General features: G+C 71.3%; 16 protein-coding genes. 9 read left to right on the forward strand and 7 right to left on the reverse strand.

The window, feature by feature from the left end; translation table 11 throughout:
* Positions 1-25: 25 nt before the first annotated feature.
* Positions 26-1,180: a hypothetical protein gene (locus HALOF300_RS15705; RefSeq protein ID WP_156741860.1), complete on the reverse strand. Its 1,155-nt coding sequence runs from the start codon at positions 1,178-1,180 to the stop codon at positions 26-28.
* Between the two features lie 34 nt (positions 1,181-1,214).
* On the opposite strand from HALOF300_RS15705, the gene HALOF300_RS15710 reads away from it, so the two are divergent.
* The 3 genes from HALOF300_RS15710 (at position 1,215) to HALOF300_RS15720 (ending at position 6,947) form a co-directional block, all read left to right on the forward strand.
* Entirely contained in the window at positions 1,215-2,231 is a 1,017-nt protein-coding gene (locus HALOF300_RS15710; RefSeq protein WP_197522596.1) for an NAD-dependent epimerase/dehydratase family protein, read from the forward strand.
* Positions 2,232-2,316: 85 nt separating this feature from the next.
* Positions 2,317-3,294 carry an NAD-dependent epimerase/dehydratase family protein gene (locus HALOF300_RS15715; RefSeq protein ID WP_156741861.1) on the forward strand — a complete coding sequence of 326 codons (978 nt, stop codon included), beginning with the start codon at positions 2,317-2,319 and terminating at the stop codon, positions 3,292-3,294.
* 56 nt (positions 3,295-3,350) lie between these two features.
* Positions 3,351-6,947 carry a bifunctional proline dehydrogenase/L-glutamate gamma-semialdehyde dehydrogenase gene (locus HALOF300_RS15720; RefSeq protein WP_156741862.1) on the forward strand — a complete coding sequence of 1,199 codons (3,597 nt, stop codon included), beginning with the start codon at positions 3,351-3,353 and terminating at the stop codon, positions 6,945-6,947.
* Here HALOF300_RS15720 and HALOF300_RS15725 read toward each other — a convergent pair.
* Positions 6,925-7,611, reverse strand: coding sequence for an NUDIX hydrolase (locus HALOF300_RS15725; protein ID WP_197522597.1), 687 nt, complete (start codon positions 7,609-7,611; stop codon positions 6,925-6,927). The genes HALOF300_RS15720 and HALOF300_RS15725 overlap by 23 nt on opposite strands.
* Before the next feature lie 192 nt (positions 7,612-7,803).
* On the opposite strand from HALOF300_RS15725, the gene HALOF300_RS15730 reads away from it, so the two are divergent.
* Genes HALOF300_RS15730 through HALOF300_RS15740 form a run of 3 tightly spaced genes read left to right on the forward strand, consistent with a single transcriptional unit; the run spans position 7,804 to position 11,046 of the window.
* Complete coding sequence (locus HALOF300_RS15730) at positions 7,804-8,715, forward strand: ABC transporter ATP-binding protein (protein WP_231955445.1); 912 nt, start codon at positions 7,804-7,806, stop codon at positions 8,713-8,715.
* A 22-nt stretch (positions 8,716-8,737) separates the two neighbouring features.
* On the forward strand, positions 8,738-9,886 hold the full coding sequence (locus HALOF300_RS15735; RefSeq protein WP_156741865.1) for an ABC transporter permease: 1,149 nt from the start codon (positions 8,738-8,740) through the stop codon (positions 9,884-9,886).
* Positions 9,883-11,046, forward strand: coding sequence for an ABC transporter permease (locus HALOF300_RS15740; RefSeq protein ID WP_156741866.1), 1,164 nt, complete (start codon positions 9,883-9,885; stop codon positions 11,044-11,046). The genes HALOF300_RS15735 and HALOF300_RS15740 overlap by 4 nt, the downstream gene beginning before the upstream one ends.
* Positions 11,047-11,108: 62 nt before the next feature.
* Here HALOF300_RS15740 and fdhA read toward each other — a convergent pair whose 3' ends face one another.
* A complete protein-coding gene (gene fdhA / locus HALOF300_RS15745) occupies positions 11,109-12,326 on the reverse strand; it encodes a formaldehyde dehydrogenase, glutathione-independent (RefSeq protein WP_156741867.1) in 1,218 nt (405 codons plus the stop codon).
* Between the two features lie 319 nt (positions 12,327-12,645).
* Complete coding sequence (locus tag HALOF300_RS15750; protein ID WP_156741868.1) at positions 12,646-12,981, reverse strand: hypothetical protein; 336 nt, start codon at positions 12,979-12,981, stop codon at positions 12,646-12,648.
* Between the two features lie 141 nt (positions 12,982-13,122).
* Between HALOF300_RS15750 and HALOF300_RS15755 the strand changes: the two genes are divergently transcribed.
* The gene (locus tag HALOF300_RS15755; RefSeq protein ID WP_156741869.1) at positions 13,123-13,596 is read left to right on the forward strand and encodes a DUF1801 domain-containing protein; all 474 of its coding nucleotides are present in this window, start codon (positions 13,123-13,125) and stop codon (positions 13,594-13,596) included.
* Positions 13,597-13,638: 42 nt separating this feature from the next.
* Here HALOF300_RS15755 and HALOF300_RS15760 read toward each other — a convergent pair whose 3' ends face one another.
* Positions 13,639-14,610 carry a GlxA family transcriptional regulator gene (locus HALOF300_RS15760; protein WP_156741870.1) on the reverse strand — a complete coding sequence of 324 codons (972 nt, stop codon included), beginning with the start codon at positions 14,608-14,610 and terminating at the stop codon, positions 13,639-13,641.
* A gap of 165 nt (positions 14,611-14,775) precedes the next feature.
* Here HALOF300_RS15760 and HALOF300_RS15765 point away from each other — a divergent pair, with 165 nt between their 5' ends.
* Both HALOF300_RS15765 and HALOF300_RS15770 read left to right on the forward strand, forming a co-directional pair.
* A complete protein-coding gene (locus HALOF300_RS15765; RefSeq protein ID WP_156741871.1) occupies positions 14,776-15,372 on the forward strand; it encodes a hypothetical protein in 597 nt (198 codons plus the stop codon).
* A gap of 48 nt (positions 15,373-15,420) precedes the next feature.
* Positions 15,421-15,792: a DUF4342 domain-containing protein gene (locus tag HALOF300_RS15770; protein WP_156741872.1), complete on the forward strand. Its 372-nt coding sequence runs from the start codon at positions 15,421-15,423 to the stop codon at positions 15,790-15,792.
* A gap of 18 nt (positions 15,793-15,810) precedes the next feature.
* On the opposite strand, the gene HALOF300_RS15775 is transcribed toward HALOF300_RS15770, so the two are convergent.
* The gene (locus HALOF300_RS15775; RefSeq protein WP_197522598.1) at positions 15,811-16,977 is read right to left on the reverse strand and encodes a DNA glycosylase AlkZ-like family protein; all 1,167 of its coding nucleotides are present in this window, start codon (positions 16,975-16,977) and stop codon (positions 15,811-15,813) included.
* Positions 16,978-17,011: 34 nt separating this feature from the next.
* Positions 17,012-18,025: a LacI family DNA-binding transcriptional regulator gene (locus HALOF300_RS15780; protein ID WP_156741873.1), complete on the reverse strand. Its 1,014-nt coding sequence runs from the start codon at positions 18,023-18,025 to the stop codon at positions 17,012-17,014.
* Positions 18,026-18,046 lie beyond the last annotated feature (21 nt).

Consider the following 18,046-nt stretch of genomic DNA (forward strand, 5'->3'; position numbering starts at 1 on the left):
GACTCGCTCCGACCGGGTCGGGTCCTCAGTCGGAGGTGGCCGCCTCGCGCTCGGCGAGCAGGCGCCGGTAGCGCACCCGGTGGGCGGCGACGTCGGCCATCTTCACGGCCATGTCGTCGATGAAGTCGACCCGGTACACCGCGTCGGTGAGCACCGAGATCGCGTAGTACAGCCCTGTGAACGTGGCCATGGCCACCGACACCCGGATCAGGGTCTGGCTGAGCACCAGCGTGTCACCGAACAGGTTCACCTCTTCGCGCCAGTTGCCGCCGTCGATCGCCCACTCCGCCATCAGACCCGGGGTGATCGTGAGCACGCCGAGCGCCAGGAAGAACACTCCGACGCCGATGCTCACCACGATCACCTGCAGCAGCTGGTTTGCGCCGACCATGGCCGCGACATTGGCCCGCTGCGGACCGGTCAGCGCCGGCAGCTCCGCAACCTCCGGGACCTCCCGCTCGGCCCGGTCGAGGATCTCCGCCGTCTCCCGGGACAGCCGGATCCGCAGGATGAGCACGATCAGCGCCACGAAGAACGCCCCGAGGATGAGGTCCGAGACCCCCGGGGTGTGGTCGAAGACCTGCCACACCTCGGTGGTGTAGAAGAGCGCGATCGAGAAGATCAGCAGCAACGGCAGGAACCGGATCAGCCGCAACAACGAGTCCCCGAGCTCCTTGCCGATCCGCGACATGCCCCACCAGAGCGTCGCAGCCAACCCGTAGCCGACCACCCCGCGCACGATCGCCAGCAGCACCACGTTGCCGACCGCGACGGAGATCCCCGTGATCCACTGCCCGCCGAAGACCACGGGCAGCACCGCGGGCGCCAGCACGAAGAAGCCCAGCTCGGCCGTGCCGACGTCCTGGGGGAGCGTGCTCCAGGGCCGGCCTCGCAGCACGTTCAGCCCGGCGTAGCCGGCGAACAGCAGGCCGATCGCGCCGACCATCACGGCCAGGTTGATCCACCACGCCCAGTCCAGCCGGATCGCCGCGAACACCTCGAGCAGCATCACCACGACCAGGAACGGGGCGGCGCGCCCGTACACGTCCCGTCGGGACGTGTGCCCGTGCACGAGCAGCGGCAGTCCGTACCTGCGGAAGGTGCGCTCGCAGGCCGCGATCTGCGCGGCGGCCCCCTCAGGGCGCACCGGCGACCGCTCGGACGTTGTCCCCGATGTCATGCACGCAGGCTACTGGCGCCCCTACGGTGGGGTGATGAGCACCGCGCTGATCATCGGCGGCAACGGACAGATCGGCGTCCCCGCGGCCCTCGCGCTCGCCGCCGACGGGTGGCAGGTCCGGGTCCTGCACCGCGGCAGCCGCCCGCTCGAGCCGGAACTGGCCGAACGCGGCGTACGCGAGATCCGCGGCGACCGCGACGACGGGACGGTGCTCGCCACCGCGGTCGGCGACGGCGTCGACCTGGTCGTGGACTGCGTCGCCTTCAACGCCGGCCACGCCGACCAGGTGCTGCGGCATCGCGCGGACCTGGGCTCCGCCGTCGTGATCTCCTCTGCGGCCGTCTACGCCGATGGTGAGGGCCGATACCTGGGTGGACCGGAGTTCCCGCACCTGGACGTCGGGCAGGACGAGGACGGCCCGACGGCGCAGCCCGGCCTGGGCGGGTACGCGTCGGGCAAGGTGGAACTCGAGCAGGCGTGGCTCGCCGCCGACATTCCGGCCACCGTGCTGCGGCCCGGTGCGATCCATGGTCGCTTCGCGCAGAACCCGCGGGAGTGGTTCGCGCTGAAACGGGTCCTGGACGGCCGCACGGACGTGGTGCTCGCTCACGAGGGCAGGTCACGCTTCCACCCGAGCGCCACCGAGAACGTCACCGAGCTGATCCGCCTCGCCGCGGCCCGGCCAGGGCGCCGGATCCTCAACGCGGTGGATCCGCAGGCTCCGACCACCACAGAGATCGTGGCGGCCGTCTACGCGACCCGCGGCCGTGACGTCACGGTGCACCCGATGCCCGGTGAGCCCGAGGGGAACGTGGGCCTGAGCCCGTGGGGCGTGCCCGTGCCGTTCGTCCTGGACATGTCCCGTGCGGCCGCGGACCTCGGCTACCGGCCGGTCATCGACTACGTGGCCTCGCTCGGGCCGTTTCTGGACTGGATCGAACGTGCGGCCACCGCGCGGGACTGGCGTGAGGCGTTCGGCGACTTCGCGGCCGGCGGCGCCGACCTGTTCGATTACGCGGCCGAGGACGCCTGGCTCGCCGCACGCCGGTAGGTTCGTACCTGTCGGCACCGCGCCTGGGCCGATCCTGTGCCAGAACCGCCCCGGCCCACCGGGGCCACGCCCGAGGAGAGACATCGTGACGAGTGTGTTGTTCATCGGTGGGAACGGGCAGATCAGCGCGTCGTGCGTGGATCTCGCCGTGTCCCGGGGGATGGCGGTGACCGTGCTGAACCGCGGGACCACGCACACCCGGAGCCTGCCCGACGGCGTCGAGGTGCTGCACGCGGACGCACACGACGTGGCCGCGCTCGGCGAGGCACTGGCCGGCCGTGAGTTCGACGCGGTGGCCCAGTTCCGTTCGTTCAAGCCGGAGCATGCGGCGGCGGACGTGGAGTTCTTCTCCGGCCGGACCGGCCAGTTCGTCTACATCAGTTCCGCCTCCGCGTACCAGACCCCACCCGCCGTGCTGCCGGTCACCGAGCAGACGCCCCTGGAGAACCCGTACTGGCAGTACTCCCGGGACAAGGCCGCGAGCGAGGAGTTGCTCTTCGACGCGTACGCCGACCGTGCCTTCCCGGTGACTGTGGTTCGGCCCTCGGCCACCTACGACCGGACCCGGGTGCCGACGTCCGGCGGCTGGACGGACGCCGCCCGGATGCTCCGCGGCGCACCGGTCGCCGTCGTCGGCGACGGCACCACCCAGTGGACGCTCACGCACGCGCGGGACTTCGCCGTCGGGTTCGTCGGCCTGCTCGGACGCGCCGACGCCGTCGGTGAGGCGTTCCACATCACCTCGGACTTCGCGCCCACCTGGAACGAGATCTTCACGATCCTGTCCGAGATCCTCGACGTCGAGGCGAACCTGCTGCACGTGCCGGCGACCGAGATGGCAACCGTGGACGCCGATTTCGGCGCCGGGATGCTGGGCGACAAGGCCAACTCGTTCGTCCTGGACAACAGCAAGATCCGCGGCTTCGTGCCGGAGTTCGCCCCCAGCACTACCGTGGAACAGGGCTTCGCGGAGTCGGTGGCCTGGCACCTGGAGCAGGGCTTCGGCCCCGTCGGGGACCCGAAACTCGAGGCGATGTTCGACGAGATCGTGGCCCGGCACTGATGCGACACCCCGCGCCCGAAATGACGTCTCGGGCGCCGAACGCGCAAGATGGGAGCATGACCGCCCCGACCGACCACACCCAGGAACCGCCCCACCGGACGGATCCGGCACCGACGACCGCGAGTTCGCTGCCGAGCGTGCCCGGGCCGGGGCGGGTGCCCACGGTCGAGGATGTCGTCGAGGACGCAGTGGCGCTCGCGCACCGGTGGGCGAGCGCGACCCACGCGGGGGAGAGCGGAGCCGAGCGTCGGGCCACGGCGCGGCTCGCGGCGCTCGTCGCCGACCCGGCCGGGCTCGACCTGGCGGTCCGGTTCGTGGACCGGGTCGCCCGCCCGGAGGACCTGAGAGTCGCCGCCGACGAACTGGGCCGGATCCGCGCCGATGCCGCCGGTGGGTTCCTGTCGAAGGCGGACCGGGGTCTGCTCGGCCTCGGGTCCGCGGTGGCCGGTGTGGCACCCGGCGTGGTGGTTCCGCTGGCCCGGCAGCGGCTGCGTCAACTCGTCGGGCACCTGGTCGTGGACGCCCAGGACCCGGCGCTCGGCGCCCACCTGGCCAAGGCCCGCTCCGAGGGCTACCGCCTGAACGTCAACCTGCTCGGCGAGCACGTGCACGGCGAGATGGAGGCACTGAGCCGCGCGGAGCGGACCCGGGCCCTGCTGGAGCGGCCCGACGTCGACTACGTCTCGATCAAGGTCTCCTCGCTGGTGTCCCAGATCAGCACCTGGGACACCGCGGGCACGACCAAGCGGGTGCTCGAACGGCTCCGGCCGCTGTACCGGTCCGCCGCGGCGAAGACCCCGGTGGCGTTCGTGAACCTTGACATGGAGGAGTACCGCGACCTCGACCTCACCGTCGAGGTGTTCGAGGCGATCTGCCTCGAGCCGGAGTTCCTCGGACTCGAGGCCGGGATCGTGCTCCAGGCCTACCTGCCGGATTCCGCGGGCGCGCTACGCCGGCTGATCGCGTTCGCGAACCGCCGCCGGGAACTCGGCGGGGCACCGATCAAGGTTCGGCTCGTCAAGGGCGCCAACCTGGCGATGGAGCGGGTCGAGGCCGAGCTGCACGGCTGGACGCAGGCGCCGTTCGGCACGAAGGCGGACGTGGACGCGAACTACGTGCGTGCCCTCGACGAGGCGCTCCGCGCGGAGTCGATCGGTGCGCTGCGGATCGGCGTAGCCTCGCACAACCTGTTCGACGTCGCGCTCGCGCACCTGCTTGCGACCGGCCGCGGCGTGGCCGGGATGCTCGACGTCGAGATGCTCCAGGGCATGGCGCCCGCGCAGGCCCGGGCGGTTGCAGCGGACCTGAGCTCGAACGGTCCGCTGATCCTGTACACGCCGGTGGTGGCGCCGGCGGACTTCGACGTTGCCGTGTCCTACCTGGTACGGCGCCTCGAGGAGAACGCCGCCCCGGAGAACTTCCTGCACGCCCTCTTCGCCGGCGGGCACGGCCAGGACCAGCAGACCGTGATGGCCGATCAGGAGGCGCGCTTCCGGGCGAGCGTCGAGGCCCGCGGGACCGTCTCGGACCGGCCCCGGCGGACCCGGGAGCGCACACCGGCGGGTGCGGACTTCGCGAACTCGGTCGACTCCGACCCGGCGGTCTCGAGCACCCGGGACTGGGCGGTGACCGCCCTCGAGGGCCCGGCCCGTGACCTCACCTCCCCCGAGCTGACCACGGTGGCCATGGTGGACGACGTCGTCACCCGCGCCCGGCGTGCCGGCGGCACCTGGGCGTCGCTCCCGGCAGCGCAACGGGCCGCGGTGCTGCGCACCGCCGCCGACGCCATCGAGGCGCGCCGCGCCGACCTGGTCAAGCAGATGGCCCACGAGGGCGGCAAGACCGTCGGCGAGGCCGATCCCGAGGTCTCCGAGGCGGTCGACTTCGCCCGGTACTACGCGGACTGCGCCGTCGACCTCGAGCGGCTGTCCGAGGCCGAGGGGCTCGCCTTCACCCCGACCGGGCTGGTGCTTGTCACCCCGCCCTGGAACTTCCCGGTCGCGATCGCTGCCGGCGGGGTGCTGGCCGCGCTCGCGGCCGGCTCACCGGTGATCATCAAGCCCGCTCCCGCCGTGCCCGGGTGCACGGAGGTGGTGGTGGAGGCGATCCACGCCGCCCTGGCCGAGCACGGGCACGATCGCGACGTGCTGAGCGTGGTGCGGGTCGACGAGGACGAGGTCGGCCGGCACCTGGTCGCGCATCCGCAGGTCGAAACGGTCATCCTCACCGGGGCCTGGGAGACCGCCCGGATGTTCACCCAGTGGCGGGCCGACCATCCCGGCGGGCCGGGGGTGCTCGCCGAGACCAGCGGCAAGAACGCGCTGATCGTGACGCCGAGCGCCGATTACGATCTCGCAGTCGCGGATGTCCTACGCAGTGCGTTCGGGCACGCCGGCCAGAAGTGCTCGGCGGCCTCGCTGCTCATCCTGGTCGGCTCGGTGGCCGGTTCGGAACGCTTCCGGCGGCATCTCATCGACGCCGTCGCCTCGGTACGCGTCGGCTGGCCGGAGGACCTCGGCACCACGATGGGGCCGATCATCGAGCCCGCCGGCGGCAAGCTGCTCGACGCCCTCACCCGGCTGGAGCCGGGGGAGACCTGGATGGTGGAGCCGCGTCGGCTGGACCCCTCCGGCCGGCTCTGGTCGCCCGGGGTCAAGGAGGGCGTCTGGCCCGGTTCCCCGTTCCATCTCACCGAGTACTTCGGCCCCGTCCTCGGCGTCATGACCGCCGCCACCCTGGACGATGCGATCGACATCGCGAACGCGGTGCCCTACGGGCTCACCGGTGGGCTGCACAGCCTCGACGCTGATGAGATCGCCCGTTGGAGCGACCGGATCGAGGTCGGCAACGGGTACGTCAACCGGCACACCACGGGGGCGATCGTGCGGCGACAGTCCTTCGGCGGCTGGAAGCGGTCCGCGGTCGGACCGGGGGCGAAGGCGGGCGGACCGAACTACGTGGCGCAGTTCGGCACCTGGATCCAGGAGCACCGGCCCGCCGGCGGCGGGGTCCCGGGGACCCGGGTGCGCGCCCTGGCGCAGACCCTGGCCGCGCTCACCACCGATCCCGGTGAGAGCGAGTGGCTGGAGGTGTCGATGGGGTCGGACGCGGCCGCCCGCGACGACGTGTTCCGTGTCGAGGCCGACCCGTCTGCGCTTAGCAGCGAGTCGAACGTGTTCCGGTACCGGCCGATCCCACACCTGACCATCCGTGCGCAGGAGCGCACGCTACCGATCGAGGTGGCCCGGGTCGCGCTGGCGGCCGAGTGCGCCGGCGTGCCGGTGAGTGTGAGCCTTGCCGCGGATGTCGCCGCCGCAGCGAACGAGTCCGCCGCGGCGTTCACCGATGCGGCCCGGGCCATCGGATACATGGGCTGGCGCACCGAGACGGCTCAGGAGTTCGCCGACCGGATCGCCGCTGGGGACGTGAGCGGACGGGTGCGGGTGATCGGTGTGGCCGACGGCCTCTGGCCGGCCACCGCGGCGCCCGACGCCGACGTGACCCTGCTCACCGGAGAGGTGCTCGCATCCGGACGCAGGGAGATGCTGGGCGTGCTCCGCGAGCAGGCGATCAGCAGCACCCGGCACCGGTTCGGGCACCTGCCGCCGGCGCCTCGGGATCCGGAGCAGGTCACGCCTCGCCCGGCTCCGTGAGCAGGTCGGCACCGCGGGCCTCGTCCCAGCCCATTCGGTAGACGTTGCCGGGGTCCCACGGCACGGTCCAGCCGAGCTGGTCGAAGACGTGGTCGAGCAGGTTCCCGGTGAAGCCCCACACCCAGCCCGTCGGGCGGCGGAACCCATGGCTGTCGAAGCCGCCCATCTGCACCATGGCCCGGGAGGCTGGATCGAGCAGCTCGGCCACCGGGACCCGGAGCGTGTGCAGGACCTCCCCCGGCGTGACCTCGTCGGCCGCGTGGGCGGCGTCCGACCACGCGAGCACCGGGGTGACCACGAACTCGCTGATCGGTACCAGCACCGGCGGGAGCGGACCGGCGACCTCCACCTGATCGGGGGCGATGCCGGTCTCCTCGTGCGTCTCACGCACGGCGGCGGCGACGGCGTCCTCGCCGGGCTCGAGCCGCCCGCCGGGCAGCGCGATCTGGCCCGGGTGGTGGCGCAGCAGCGGGGACCGCTGGACCAGGAACAGGTCCAGGCCCGGGCCGGCCTGCGCCGTCGGCGTGAACAGCAGCAGCACCCCGGAGTGCCGGAACCCCCTGGAGGTCTCCTCGGAGTAGGCGTGGGCTCCGCCCAACTTCTTGAACCGACCGGACGCGGCCCGGGCCGCGAGCTCGGAGAGATCGTCGCGACGTGGCTGCACGTCCGCCAGCCTACGTGCCGGGTCGGCGCGCCGGTGCGCGGACCCTCGTACCGGTGGCTCGGCGAATGCTCTCGCCCGTCGTCGCCCGGGTATGTCACGATGGCGGCGGACGGGGACGATCGACGGCTGGGGACGCCTGTGGCGCACGAGCGCGGAAGCACGACGAGTCAGCACGTTCTCGAGGTCGAGGCGGTGGTCCGACGATACGGCGACCTCACCGCCGTCGACGGGATCTCCTTCGACATCGCACCCGGCGAGACGTACGGTCTGCTCGGCCCGAACGGCGCCGGCAAGACCACCGCGATCTCGATGATCGCCGGGCTACTCGCCGCCGACTCCGGGTCGGTCCGGGTGCTCGGTGAGCAGATGGGTCCGTCCCGGGTCGCCGTGAAGCGGCACATCGGGCTCGTGCCCCAGGACCTGGCCATCTACCCCGAGCTCAAGGGTCGGGAGAACCTGAACTTCTTCGGCCGGCTGCAGGGCCTGCGCGGTAAGGAACTGACCACTCGCGTGGACGAGGTCCTCGATCTCGTGGGGCTGACCGACCGTGCCGGGGACCCGGCCAAGGAGTACTCCGGCGGGATGAAGCGCCGCCTGAACATCGGGATCGGACTGCTGCACCGACCCACTCTGCTCATCCTCGACGAGCCGACCGTCGGCGTCGACCCGCAGTCGCGCAACGCCATCCTGGAATCGGTGGAGGCACTGTCAGGAGAGGGCATGGCGGTGCTGTACACGACCCACTACATGGAGGAGGCCGAGCGGCTCTGCGACCGCATCGGGATCGTCGACTCCGGGCAGCTGCAGGCCGAGGGCACCCGGGACGAGCTGATCCGGCTCATCGGCGGGCTGGACCGGGTCCGCCTGGACGGTTCGGGCGACCTCGCCGCGGCCGCCGACGCCCTGGGCGACCTGGCCGCCGTCGAACAGGTCGACGTGGACCGCACGGGACTCTCGCTCGCCGTCCGCGAGGCACCGACCGCCGTCGCCGAGCTCGTCACCCGAGCCACCGCTGCGGGCGTGACGTTGGCGGACGTGGAGATCACCCGCCCGAACCTCGAGCAGGTCTTCCTGCACCTCACCGGCAAAGCGCTGCGGGACTGATCCGATGCGACAACTGTGGGTGATGACCTCATCCGACCTGCGCCAGCGCATCCGCGACAAGTCCGTGATCATCTTCTCGCTGATCGTGCCGCTCGCCCTGATGTTCGTGTTCAACCTGGTCTTCGGGGGCACCGACGAGATCGAACTCGAGCCGGTGACGGTCGCGGTGTCCGCGCCGGCCGACGACGAGGTCGCGCAGACCCTGCTCGATGCGATCACCGGGACCGGCGTCGTCGACGTGACCGTCGAGCAGGTGCCGGCGGACGCGGCACGGACCGCGGTGGCCGACGGCGACGCCAACCTGGCCATGATCGTTCCGGAGGGCTTCGGCCAGGACGTGCTCGCCGGCACCGGTGGCGACCTCGAGTTCGTGGAGGGGGACAGCTCCGGTCTCGAGACCGGTGTCGTGATCGTCGTCAGCCAGTCCGTCCTCGACGCCTACGCAGCCGGGACCGTCGCGGCAACCGCAGGCGGCGGGCTCGGTCTCGACCCCGAGGAGCTCGGGCGCGTCGCGGCCGAGGCGGCCACCTCCGGCCCGACGATCGAGTCCACGGAGGGCGAGACGTCCGACGAACAACTCGGGCAAGGGGCCGCGCTCGTGGCCGGCCAGGCCGGCCTGTTCCTCACCTTCACAGTCGGCTTCGGGGTGCTCGGGCTGATCTCCGAACGGCAGGAGGGCACGCTGGCCCGGCTCCAATCGATGCCGATGCGCCCGGGCCTGATCGTGGTCGCCAAGGCGCTGACCGGGTTCGTCCTCGGCGTCGTCGCGACGTCCGTCCTGCTGACCCTCGGCGGGCTGTTCTTCGACGTCACGTTCGGACCGCCGGCCCTCGTCGGCTTGCTGATCCTGTCCGTGGTCACCGCCATCACCTCATTGACCTTCATCGTGGTGCGTGTTGCCCGGACGGCCGAGCAGGCCGGCATCATCCAGTCCATCCTGGCCATGGTGCTCGGCATCGCCGGCGGCGCGTTCTTCCCGGTGAGCGCCTCGGGGTCCCTCGCCAGGGTCCTCGATCTCAACCCGATCGCCGCGTTCACCCGCGGGCTCGGCATCACCTCGAGCGGTGGCGGGCTCGCCGACATCGCGGCGCCGATCGCGATCATGCTCGGCTTCGCCGTGGTGATGCTCCTGGTGGCTCGGCTGATCCCCGACCGGGGGGTGTCCCGATGAGGATCGTCGGTGCCATCGCGGGGGTGGAGCTGCGACGGTTCCTACGGGACCGCTCCAACCTGTTCTTCGTGTTCGTGTTCCCGCTGGTCCTCGTGGTGCTGATCGGCTCCCAGTTCGGGGCCGCGTCCTCCTCGGGCCGGGTCGTGATCAGTGGGGCGGACTCCTCGCTTCGCGCCGCCCTCGTGGCCGAGCTCGAGGATGCCGCGATCACGGTCAGCTACGCCGACGCGGACGCCGCCAGCGAGCAGATCGCCCGCGGCCGGGTGGATCTGGGTCTGGAACTCACCGACGAGGCGGCGGCAGCGTTCGACGCCGACGAGGACCTGACCGTCGTGGTGACCTCGAGCTCGAGCGGCGGCGCGATCACCACCCGGCAACAGGTCGATCGGGCCCTGAATGCGCTGCAGCTGCGACTACGACAGGAGGCCGCGCTCGGCGGCGCGGGCGCGGACCCGGCAGCCGTCGACGAAGCACTCGACACCGCGCAGACACACGTGGTGGTGCCGACCGTGACCGTGACGAACACCTCCAGCATCTCCGAGGCCTTCGCCGGGGCGTCCGGCTTCACGGTGGGTGCGTCCGCGCAGGTCCTGTTGTTCGTCTTTCTGAACAGCCTCGCCGGTTCGGCGACCATGATCCAGGCCCGCAAGTACCGGGTGGTGGCCCGGACCCTCGCGGCGCCGGTCGCCACCGTGCAGGTAATCGGTGGCGAAGCGCTGGGCCGCTGGGTGATCGCGATGGTGCAGGGGCTGTACATCATGTTCGGCACCGCCCTGCTCTTCGGTGTCGAGTGGGGCAACCTCGCCCTCTCCACCCTGATCCTCGCGTTGTTCGCCGCCGTGGCCGCGGGCGCGGCGATGGTCGTGGGTTCGGCACTGGACAACGACAGTGCTGCCGCCGGGCTCGGTGTAGGTCTTGGCCTGGTGCTGGCCGCACTCGGCGGGTGCATGCTCCCGCTCGAGTTGTTCCCGGAGACGCTGCAGACGGTCGCCCTCTTCACCCCGCATGCCTGGGCATACCAGGCGTTCGCCGAGGTGACCCGGCGCGGGGGGACCTTCGCCGACATCGCCGGCGATCTTGCGGTGCTGCTCGCGTTCGCCGTGGTGCTGCTGGCGCTCGGCTCCGTGCTGCTGCGGCGGAGTCTGGCCCGCGCCATCTGATCCTCTGCGAGCCCACCGCCTGACGGCCCTCGCAGCCGAGGGCCGTCAGATGGCGTCAGGGCCTACGCGGCGTCGAGGTAGCCGTTCGGATTCAGCACGTACTTCTGTGCGGCACCCTTGTCGAACTCGGCGTAGCCCCGCGGCGCGTCCGCGAGCGTGATCGCGGTCGCGTTCACGTTGCTGGCGATGTGCACCCGATCGTGCAGGATGGCCATCATCAGTTCCCGGTTGTATTTCATCACCGGGCACTGACCGGTGGTGAAGGACAGTGACTTGGCCCACCCGGTGCCGAGACTGAGGGACAGGGCACCCTTCTTCGCGGCGTCGTCGATCCCACCCGGGTCGCCGGTCACGTACAGGCCCGGGATACCGAGCGCGCCGCCGGCCGCAGTGAGGTCCATGAGGTCGTTCAGGACCGTCGCGGGTGCCTCGCTCGCACCCTCACCGTGTCCCTTCGCCTCGAAGCCGACCGCGTCGATCCCGCAGTCCACCTCCGGGACCCCGAGGATCTGCTCGATCTGTTCCACCGGTCCACCCTTGGTCAGGTCGACCGTCTCGCAGCCGAACGACTTCGCCTGCGCCAGTCGGTCGGCGTTCATGTCGGCGACGATCACCGCGGACGCCCCGAGCAGCAGCGCCGAGGTGGCCGCGGCCAGGCCCACCGGCCCCGCACCCGCCACGTAGACCGTCGAACCGACGCCGACGCCAGCGGTCACGGCGCCGTGGAACCCGGTCGGAAAGATGTCGGAGAGCATCGCCAGATCCAGGATCTTCTCCATCGCCTGGTCCTTGTCCGGGAACTTCAGCAGGTTCCAGTCCGCGTACGGCACCAGCACGTACTCGGCCTGGCCGCCCACCCAGCCCCCCATGTCCACGTACCCGTAGGCGCTGCCCGGCCGATCCGGATTCACGTTCAGACAGATGCCGGTCTTGCGTTCCTTGCAGTTGCGGCAGCGCCCGCAGGCGATGTTGAACGGCACGGAGACCAGGTCACCCACGGCGATGAACTCCACCCCGGGACCCACCTCGACCACCTCGCCGGTGATCTCGTGGCCGAGGACCAGATCGCTGGGTGCCGTGGTTCGCCCGCGCACCATGTGCTGGTCCGAACCGCAGATGTTGGTCGCGACCGTCTTGAGGATGGCGCCGTGTGGCACCTTGCGGCCCACGTTCGCCGGATTCACACCCGGTCCGTCCTTCAGCTCGAATGTCGGGTAGTCGATGTCGATGACCTCGACGACGCCCGGCCCCTTGTAAGCCACGGCCTTGTTTCCACCCATGTCTGCTTCCCTTCACCTCATCGTGAACCCCACCGTTCCGGCGGGGCACTACCGCGTGGCACACGGCCGAGGCTCGCGGGCTGCAAGCCGAGCAGGATATGGATGTCGGGTGACCCGGCTGCTCGGCAGCGTGGGCACGCTCCCGAGTCTAGGTACCGTCACGGTTTCGGCAAGCGGGCGGCACCTGCTCAGCTGGCCCCCACGGGAAAGGACCCCGCCGGCCACCGCTGTGCCCAGCACCGCGTCCTCCCCGGACCCGGTGACGGCGGCGCCGCACCAGAGGTGACGTCTCCGGTCCGGGTGAGCCGGGTCGGCACGGTCAGCGGCTGGGATCCGCGGGCGTGTCCCGGCCGGACTCGGTGCCGGGGGACTCGGATGCGCCGGGGGGAGCCACGCCGGTCTCCTCGCCCAGCGCGTCACGGGCGTCGTCCGGTGCGACGGCTCGCGGCGTGCGCTTCGCGGAGCTGCGGGCATAGCCGAACGCCGCCACCAGGAACGTCGCTGCGAAGATGGCCGGAGTGGACAGGAGCGGCGCAGAAGACTCCCCGATGGACGCCATCATCGCGACGACGGACACCAGGGCGACCACCAGCCACACGGTCGCGGGGATGCGACCGAGGCCGGCGGAACGCCCGCGCTGTGGAGACGAACTCATGTGTCGATGCTAGTCCTCGCGTTCTCCTGGCCGATGCGGCCCAGGCAGGAAGTGAGCAGGAATCGAGAAGCCCGATCTCTCGGGTGGCGACTAGCGTGGCGGACTCGTACACCAGACGATCACAGCCCAAGGAGCACAGCCATGAACGCGTCGAAGGCGGAAAGCGGCGGGACCGAGTCCACCGGGGCAGGGTTCTCCGCCGAGGAACGGGCGTCGATGAAGGCACGCGCCGAGGAGCTCCGGTCCGATGCCCGAGGCGGCCGGAGCGCGAAGAAGGCGGCCGCCGACGAGGCTGCGTTGCTGGCCAAGATCGAGGCCATGCCCCAACCGGACCGGACACTTGCCGAACGCATCCACGTCGTCGTCACCTCGACCATCCCCGACGTCGCACCCAAACTCATGTACGGCCAGCCGGCTTACTACCGGGCCGGGAAGGTGCTCTGCTTCTTCCGGAGCGGACAGGGTGACTCCGAGCGGTACTCGACGTTCGGGTTCAGCGAGGCGGCCGCCCTCGACGACGACGCGGGCATCTGGGCCACCTCGTACGCACTCACCGAGTGGACCGAGTCCGTCGAGGCGATGATCACGGACCTCCTGACCAGGGCCACCAGCTGACTCCGTGACACGGCGACCGGCAGCGCGCAGTGACGAGGGGCGCTACCGCACGGCCAGGGAACGGGTATGCGTGCTGCGCATTCTCCGGGGACTCGTGCCGTACCGGACGACGAACGCCTGACGCAGGCTCTCGGCCGAGCCGAAGCCACATCGCCGCGCGACCTGGGACATCGAGAGGTCGGTCGTGGAGACCAGCCGTGCGGCCAGTTCGAGGCGGATCCGGCGCACCGCGCTGGCCGGTGGGACTTTGAGGTGATCCTGGAACAACCGGGTCAGCTGTCGCGTGCTGACCCCGACGAGACCGGCGAGCGCGGACGTACGCAGGTCCCCGTCCGGATGAGCCGTGGCGTGGTCGAGGACGCGCTTGACGAGGGCATGGTCGGCGCGTGGGGCCGCGGTGAAGATGCTCATCTGAGCCTGGTTCGCCGGGCGCTGGAGGTAGGTGACCATGCCCATCGCCACCCAGCGCGCGAACTCGGCGCCGTGATCCTCCTCGATGAACGCGAGGGTCAGGTCCAGCGACGCGGTGACACCGCCGGACGTGGCGACCTTGCCGTCCCTGATGTAGATCGGCCCTGGGTCAAGACGGACCCGGGGGAAGCGTTCGGCGATGTCCGCCGCGTAGAACCAGTGCGTGGTGGCTCGCCGACCGTCCAGCAGACCTGCCGCTGCGAGCACGGAGGTACCGGTGCAGACCGACGCGATCCGGCGCGCCCGAGCCGCGAGGCGCCGGACGTGCTGGGTCAGGTCCGGGTTGCGACTGGCGTCCTCGTGGCCGAGGCCGCCGGAGACGATCACCGTGTCGGCTCCGGACACCTCCGCCAGGGCTCGCTGCGCTCCGAGCCGCAGGCCCGAGTCGCAGGTGACGTCCCGCCCGTCGATGGTCGCGAGCTCGATGCGGTAGTTCGGGCTGGCGCCGAGGCGGTTCGCCAGTGCCAGCGCGGACGTGACGCTCGAGATGTCGACGAGCTCGGCACCTTCGAATCCCACGACGACGACGCTCATGGAGGCCATGAGGCCAGCGTAGGCAGAGGTCCGCGTCGACGGTATGCGTCTCGCAGGACGGGTATCCAAGAATTCCAGCCAGGCCCGGTCAGAGTGCGATCTCGCTTTGGCATCGTCGTGCGCGCCCGCCCGCCCGGGCGGGCGCGGGGCGGTGATCACGACGAGGGAGCAACCATGACCAGCACACGCAGGACCGGGACCGAACGCCGGACCCGCTCCGGACGTGCCAGCACCGCCTGGGTCGTGCTCGGAGTCGTCAGCGGACTCGGCATGACCTACGGGCTGGCCGCGATGCACGGCGAGTCGATCATCAGCGGGACCACCCAGCTCACGCCCGCCACAGCCGTCGGGGTCGCGGCCCTGTGCTACCTGGCCGCCGCGGCCACGAGGACCCGCTGGGTCGCCTGGCTCAGCGTGCCGGTGTTCAGCGGCCTCGCCTTCGCGGGCCTGCTCGGGGCCATGCCCTGGTGGACCCTGTTCCTCCTGGCAGCGATCGTCCTGCTCGGGGTCGGGGTGCTCCTGGGGGCCGGCCAGGTCACCGCGGTCCAGGCCGCGGCCCTGCTCGGCTACTTCGGCATGGCGATCGTCGCGCTCCAGCTGAGCGTGCAGCTCGGACTGGCGATCGCGGGCGTGACGCTGGCCGCCCACGCGTTCTGGGACGTCAAGCATTACCGAAGCGACCAGGTGGTCCTGGGCTCGCTGGCGATCTTCTGCATCGGGCTGGACCTCACCGTCGGTGCCATCTGCGTGGCGCTGGCGATCGCCGGCTGAGGCACCCGGGGGTGGCGTACCGACGGCGGCTCAGCGAGGATGGGACGCATGGACGAGAAGCAGAACGAAGGCGAGAAGACCTGGTACGAGGAGTTCAGCGTGTCGGGTTCGGAGTTGCTCGACAAGGTCAAGGACCTGGTCCACGAGGGCAACGTGCGGCGCCTGTACATCAAGAACAGCGACGGCCGGACCCTCCTCGAGATCCCCCTCACCGCGGGCGTCGCGATCACGGCCGTGGCCGCGGTGATCGCCCCCGTGCTGGTAGCGGTGGGCGCGGTCGCCGCCCTGCTGACCAAGGTCACGCTCGGGGTCGAGCGGGAGGGGGCGGCAGCGTCGGACCCGACCGCCCCTGCCACCGCCGACCAGGACGCCCCGGGGATCGCCGGGGTGGACCCGGCGCGGGACGAGGACGCACGATAGCACCCGCGCGGACGGAGCCTATTCGTCGACGAGGCCGCCGAACTCCCGACCTCGCCACCGAGCCAGTTCCGCGCCTCGGTCCTCGACAACGCGGCGCAGGGCGGCGCTGCCCGACAGCCACGGTGTGAATCGGATGCTGATGGTGCTGCCCTTGGTGAGCGGGCGCCAGGTACCGAGGATCTCACCCCCCGCGGCGACCGCGCCGGGCCTGCCGATGCTGGGGAACAGGTCCTTGCGGCTCGCCTCGTCCGGCACCAGCAGGTCCCGGTCCTTCGCCTGCAGCAGCGGATCGAACGCGCCAAGCAGGCGCACCCCGAGCGCGTCGTCATCGGCCTCCGGCCCGTCGGTGTCGACCACGGCGTCCAGGTCCGGCTCCAGCAGCCACGATGGGCGACCCTCGACATCCACCGCGACGGCATCCGCGGGCCAGGCCGCGACCACGTCCCGGACCGGTGCGTCGAGATAGGCGGCCACCTCCTTGGGGGTTGCCGGGCCGAGCAGGCGCAGGTAGGCACGGATGACCTGCAGGTGCTCGGGTGCTGTGCCGGGACCCTGGGGTGCGCGAGCAGGACCATGGCTGTGGCGGCGCCAGCCCGGGATCCGGCGCAGCACCGGGGGTGAGGTGCCCGGCTCCAGCTCCAGCCCGGCGTACAGGGCGCTGAGCCGGAACGGCTGCTCGTACAGGTGCGTGGCCTTGCAGACCCGGCAGTAACGCAGGTACGGCTCGTCCACGCGGGCCGTCAACTGCGCGGACATCTCACCCTTGACGGTCGGCTCGGTGACGATCTCGTGCATCTGCCCGGCGACGACGTCGAGTGCGTCGAGGACGTCGATACCCGCGCGGCGCAACGGCCTGGACGCGTCGAACACCCGCTTCGCAGCGTCCGCTTCGGAGAACGGTGAGACCGCCTGCATCACCCCGGGCAGGTCGGCTCGCCGGTAGGCGTGCGGTGCCCCGCGCAACGTCCACGCGAGCGCCAACTGGGGCTCCGCCGTCGCCGGGTCGACGCCACGCAACCACAACGCCCAGGCGGACCCCATCGGGCCGGTGTCCTGCACGCCCAGGTCGAGCGCGGGCGCCTGCGCGACGCTGACCGGCCCGGCGTGGTCCAGCCCCTGACGGCGCCAGCGGTACCGCAGCACACCGGCGCGGGAGACGGTGACCATCGGCCGCTGCACATCCATCCGCCCAGGCTAGACCTGGGCACCGACCCTCGGCTCAGGCGGACTCGCGAACGACGAGTTCCGTCGGCATGGTCACCGGCTCGAGGATGGGACCACCCTCGAGTTGCGCCAGCAGCATGGCGACCGCTTGGGTGGCCATCTCATCGACAGGGTTCACCACGGTGGTCAGCGGTGGCAGGGTCCTGGTCGCCAGTTCGAGGTTGTCCATGCCGACCACGGCGATGTCCCTGGGGATCGCCCGCCCGCTCGCGCGGATCGCGTCCATGGCCCCGCTGGCCATCAGGTCCGAGGCGACGAACACGGCGTCGAGGTCCGGGTGGCCGGCGAGCAGGCGCGTCATCGCGTCGCCCCCACCCGCCACCGTGAAGTCGCCGAGTTCGACGGCGTCGGCCGGCAGGTCGTGCTCGGTGAGGACGCTGCGCCAGCCTTCGAGCCGGTCCGCGCCGGCGCTCATGTCCGCGGGACCCGCGACGGTGCCGATCCTCTTCCGGCCGGAGTCCACCAGGTACCGGGTGGCGAGCGCCGCGGCCGCGACGTTGTCCACGTCGACGAACGTCAGGCCGGGGTGCTCGGCGAACGGGCGGCCGAGGAACACCGTGGGCAGGCTGACCTCGGCGACGGATCGCCACAGGTTGTCGTTCGCGTGGTGCGAGACGATGATCGCGCCGTCGGTGTGGCGGCCGCGGATGTACCGGTCCAGGCGGCCGTCGCCGTCGCCCGGGCTGCCGATCAGTAGCACCATCTGCAGTTCGGTCAGGGCCAGCGCCTTCGTAACGCCACGCAGGGTCCCAGCGAAGAACGGGTCGTTGAAGACCCGCTCGTCGGACTCCGGCACCACGACGGCGATTGTGTCCGTCCGTCGGGTGACCAGCGAGCGGGCGGCCAGGTTCGGGCTGTAGCCGAGGTCGCGGATCGCCGCCAGGACGGCCTCGCGAGTGGCGTCCTGGACACGCTCGTCCGCGTTGACGACCCGGGAGGCCGTGGCACGCGAGACACCGGCCGCGCGCGCAACATCCTCGAGCGTCGGAACGCCGGTTCGTCGTGACATCGTGCTGGCCCGCCCTTCGCC

It is taken from the genome of Occultella aeris, from assembly GCF_902703175.1.
In the GTDB taxonomy this organism is placed as follows: Bacteria; Actinomycetota; Actinomycetes; order Actinomycetales; family Beutenbergiaceae; genus Occultella; species Occultella aeris.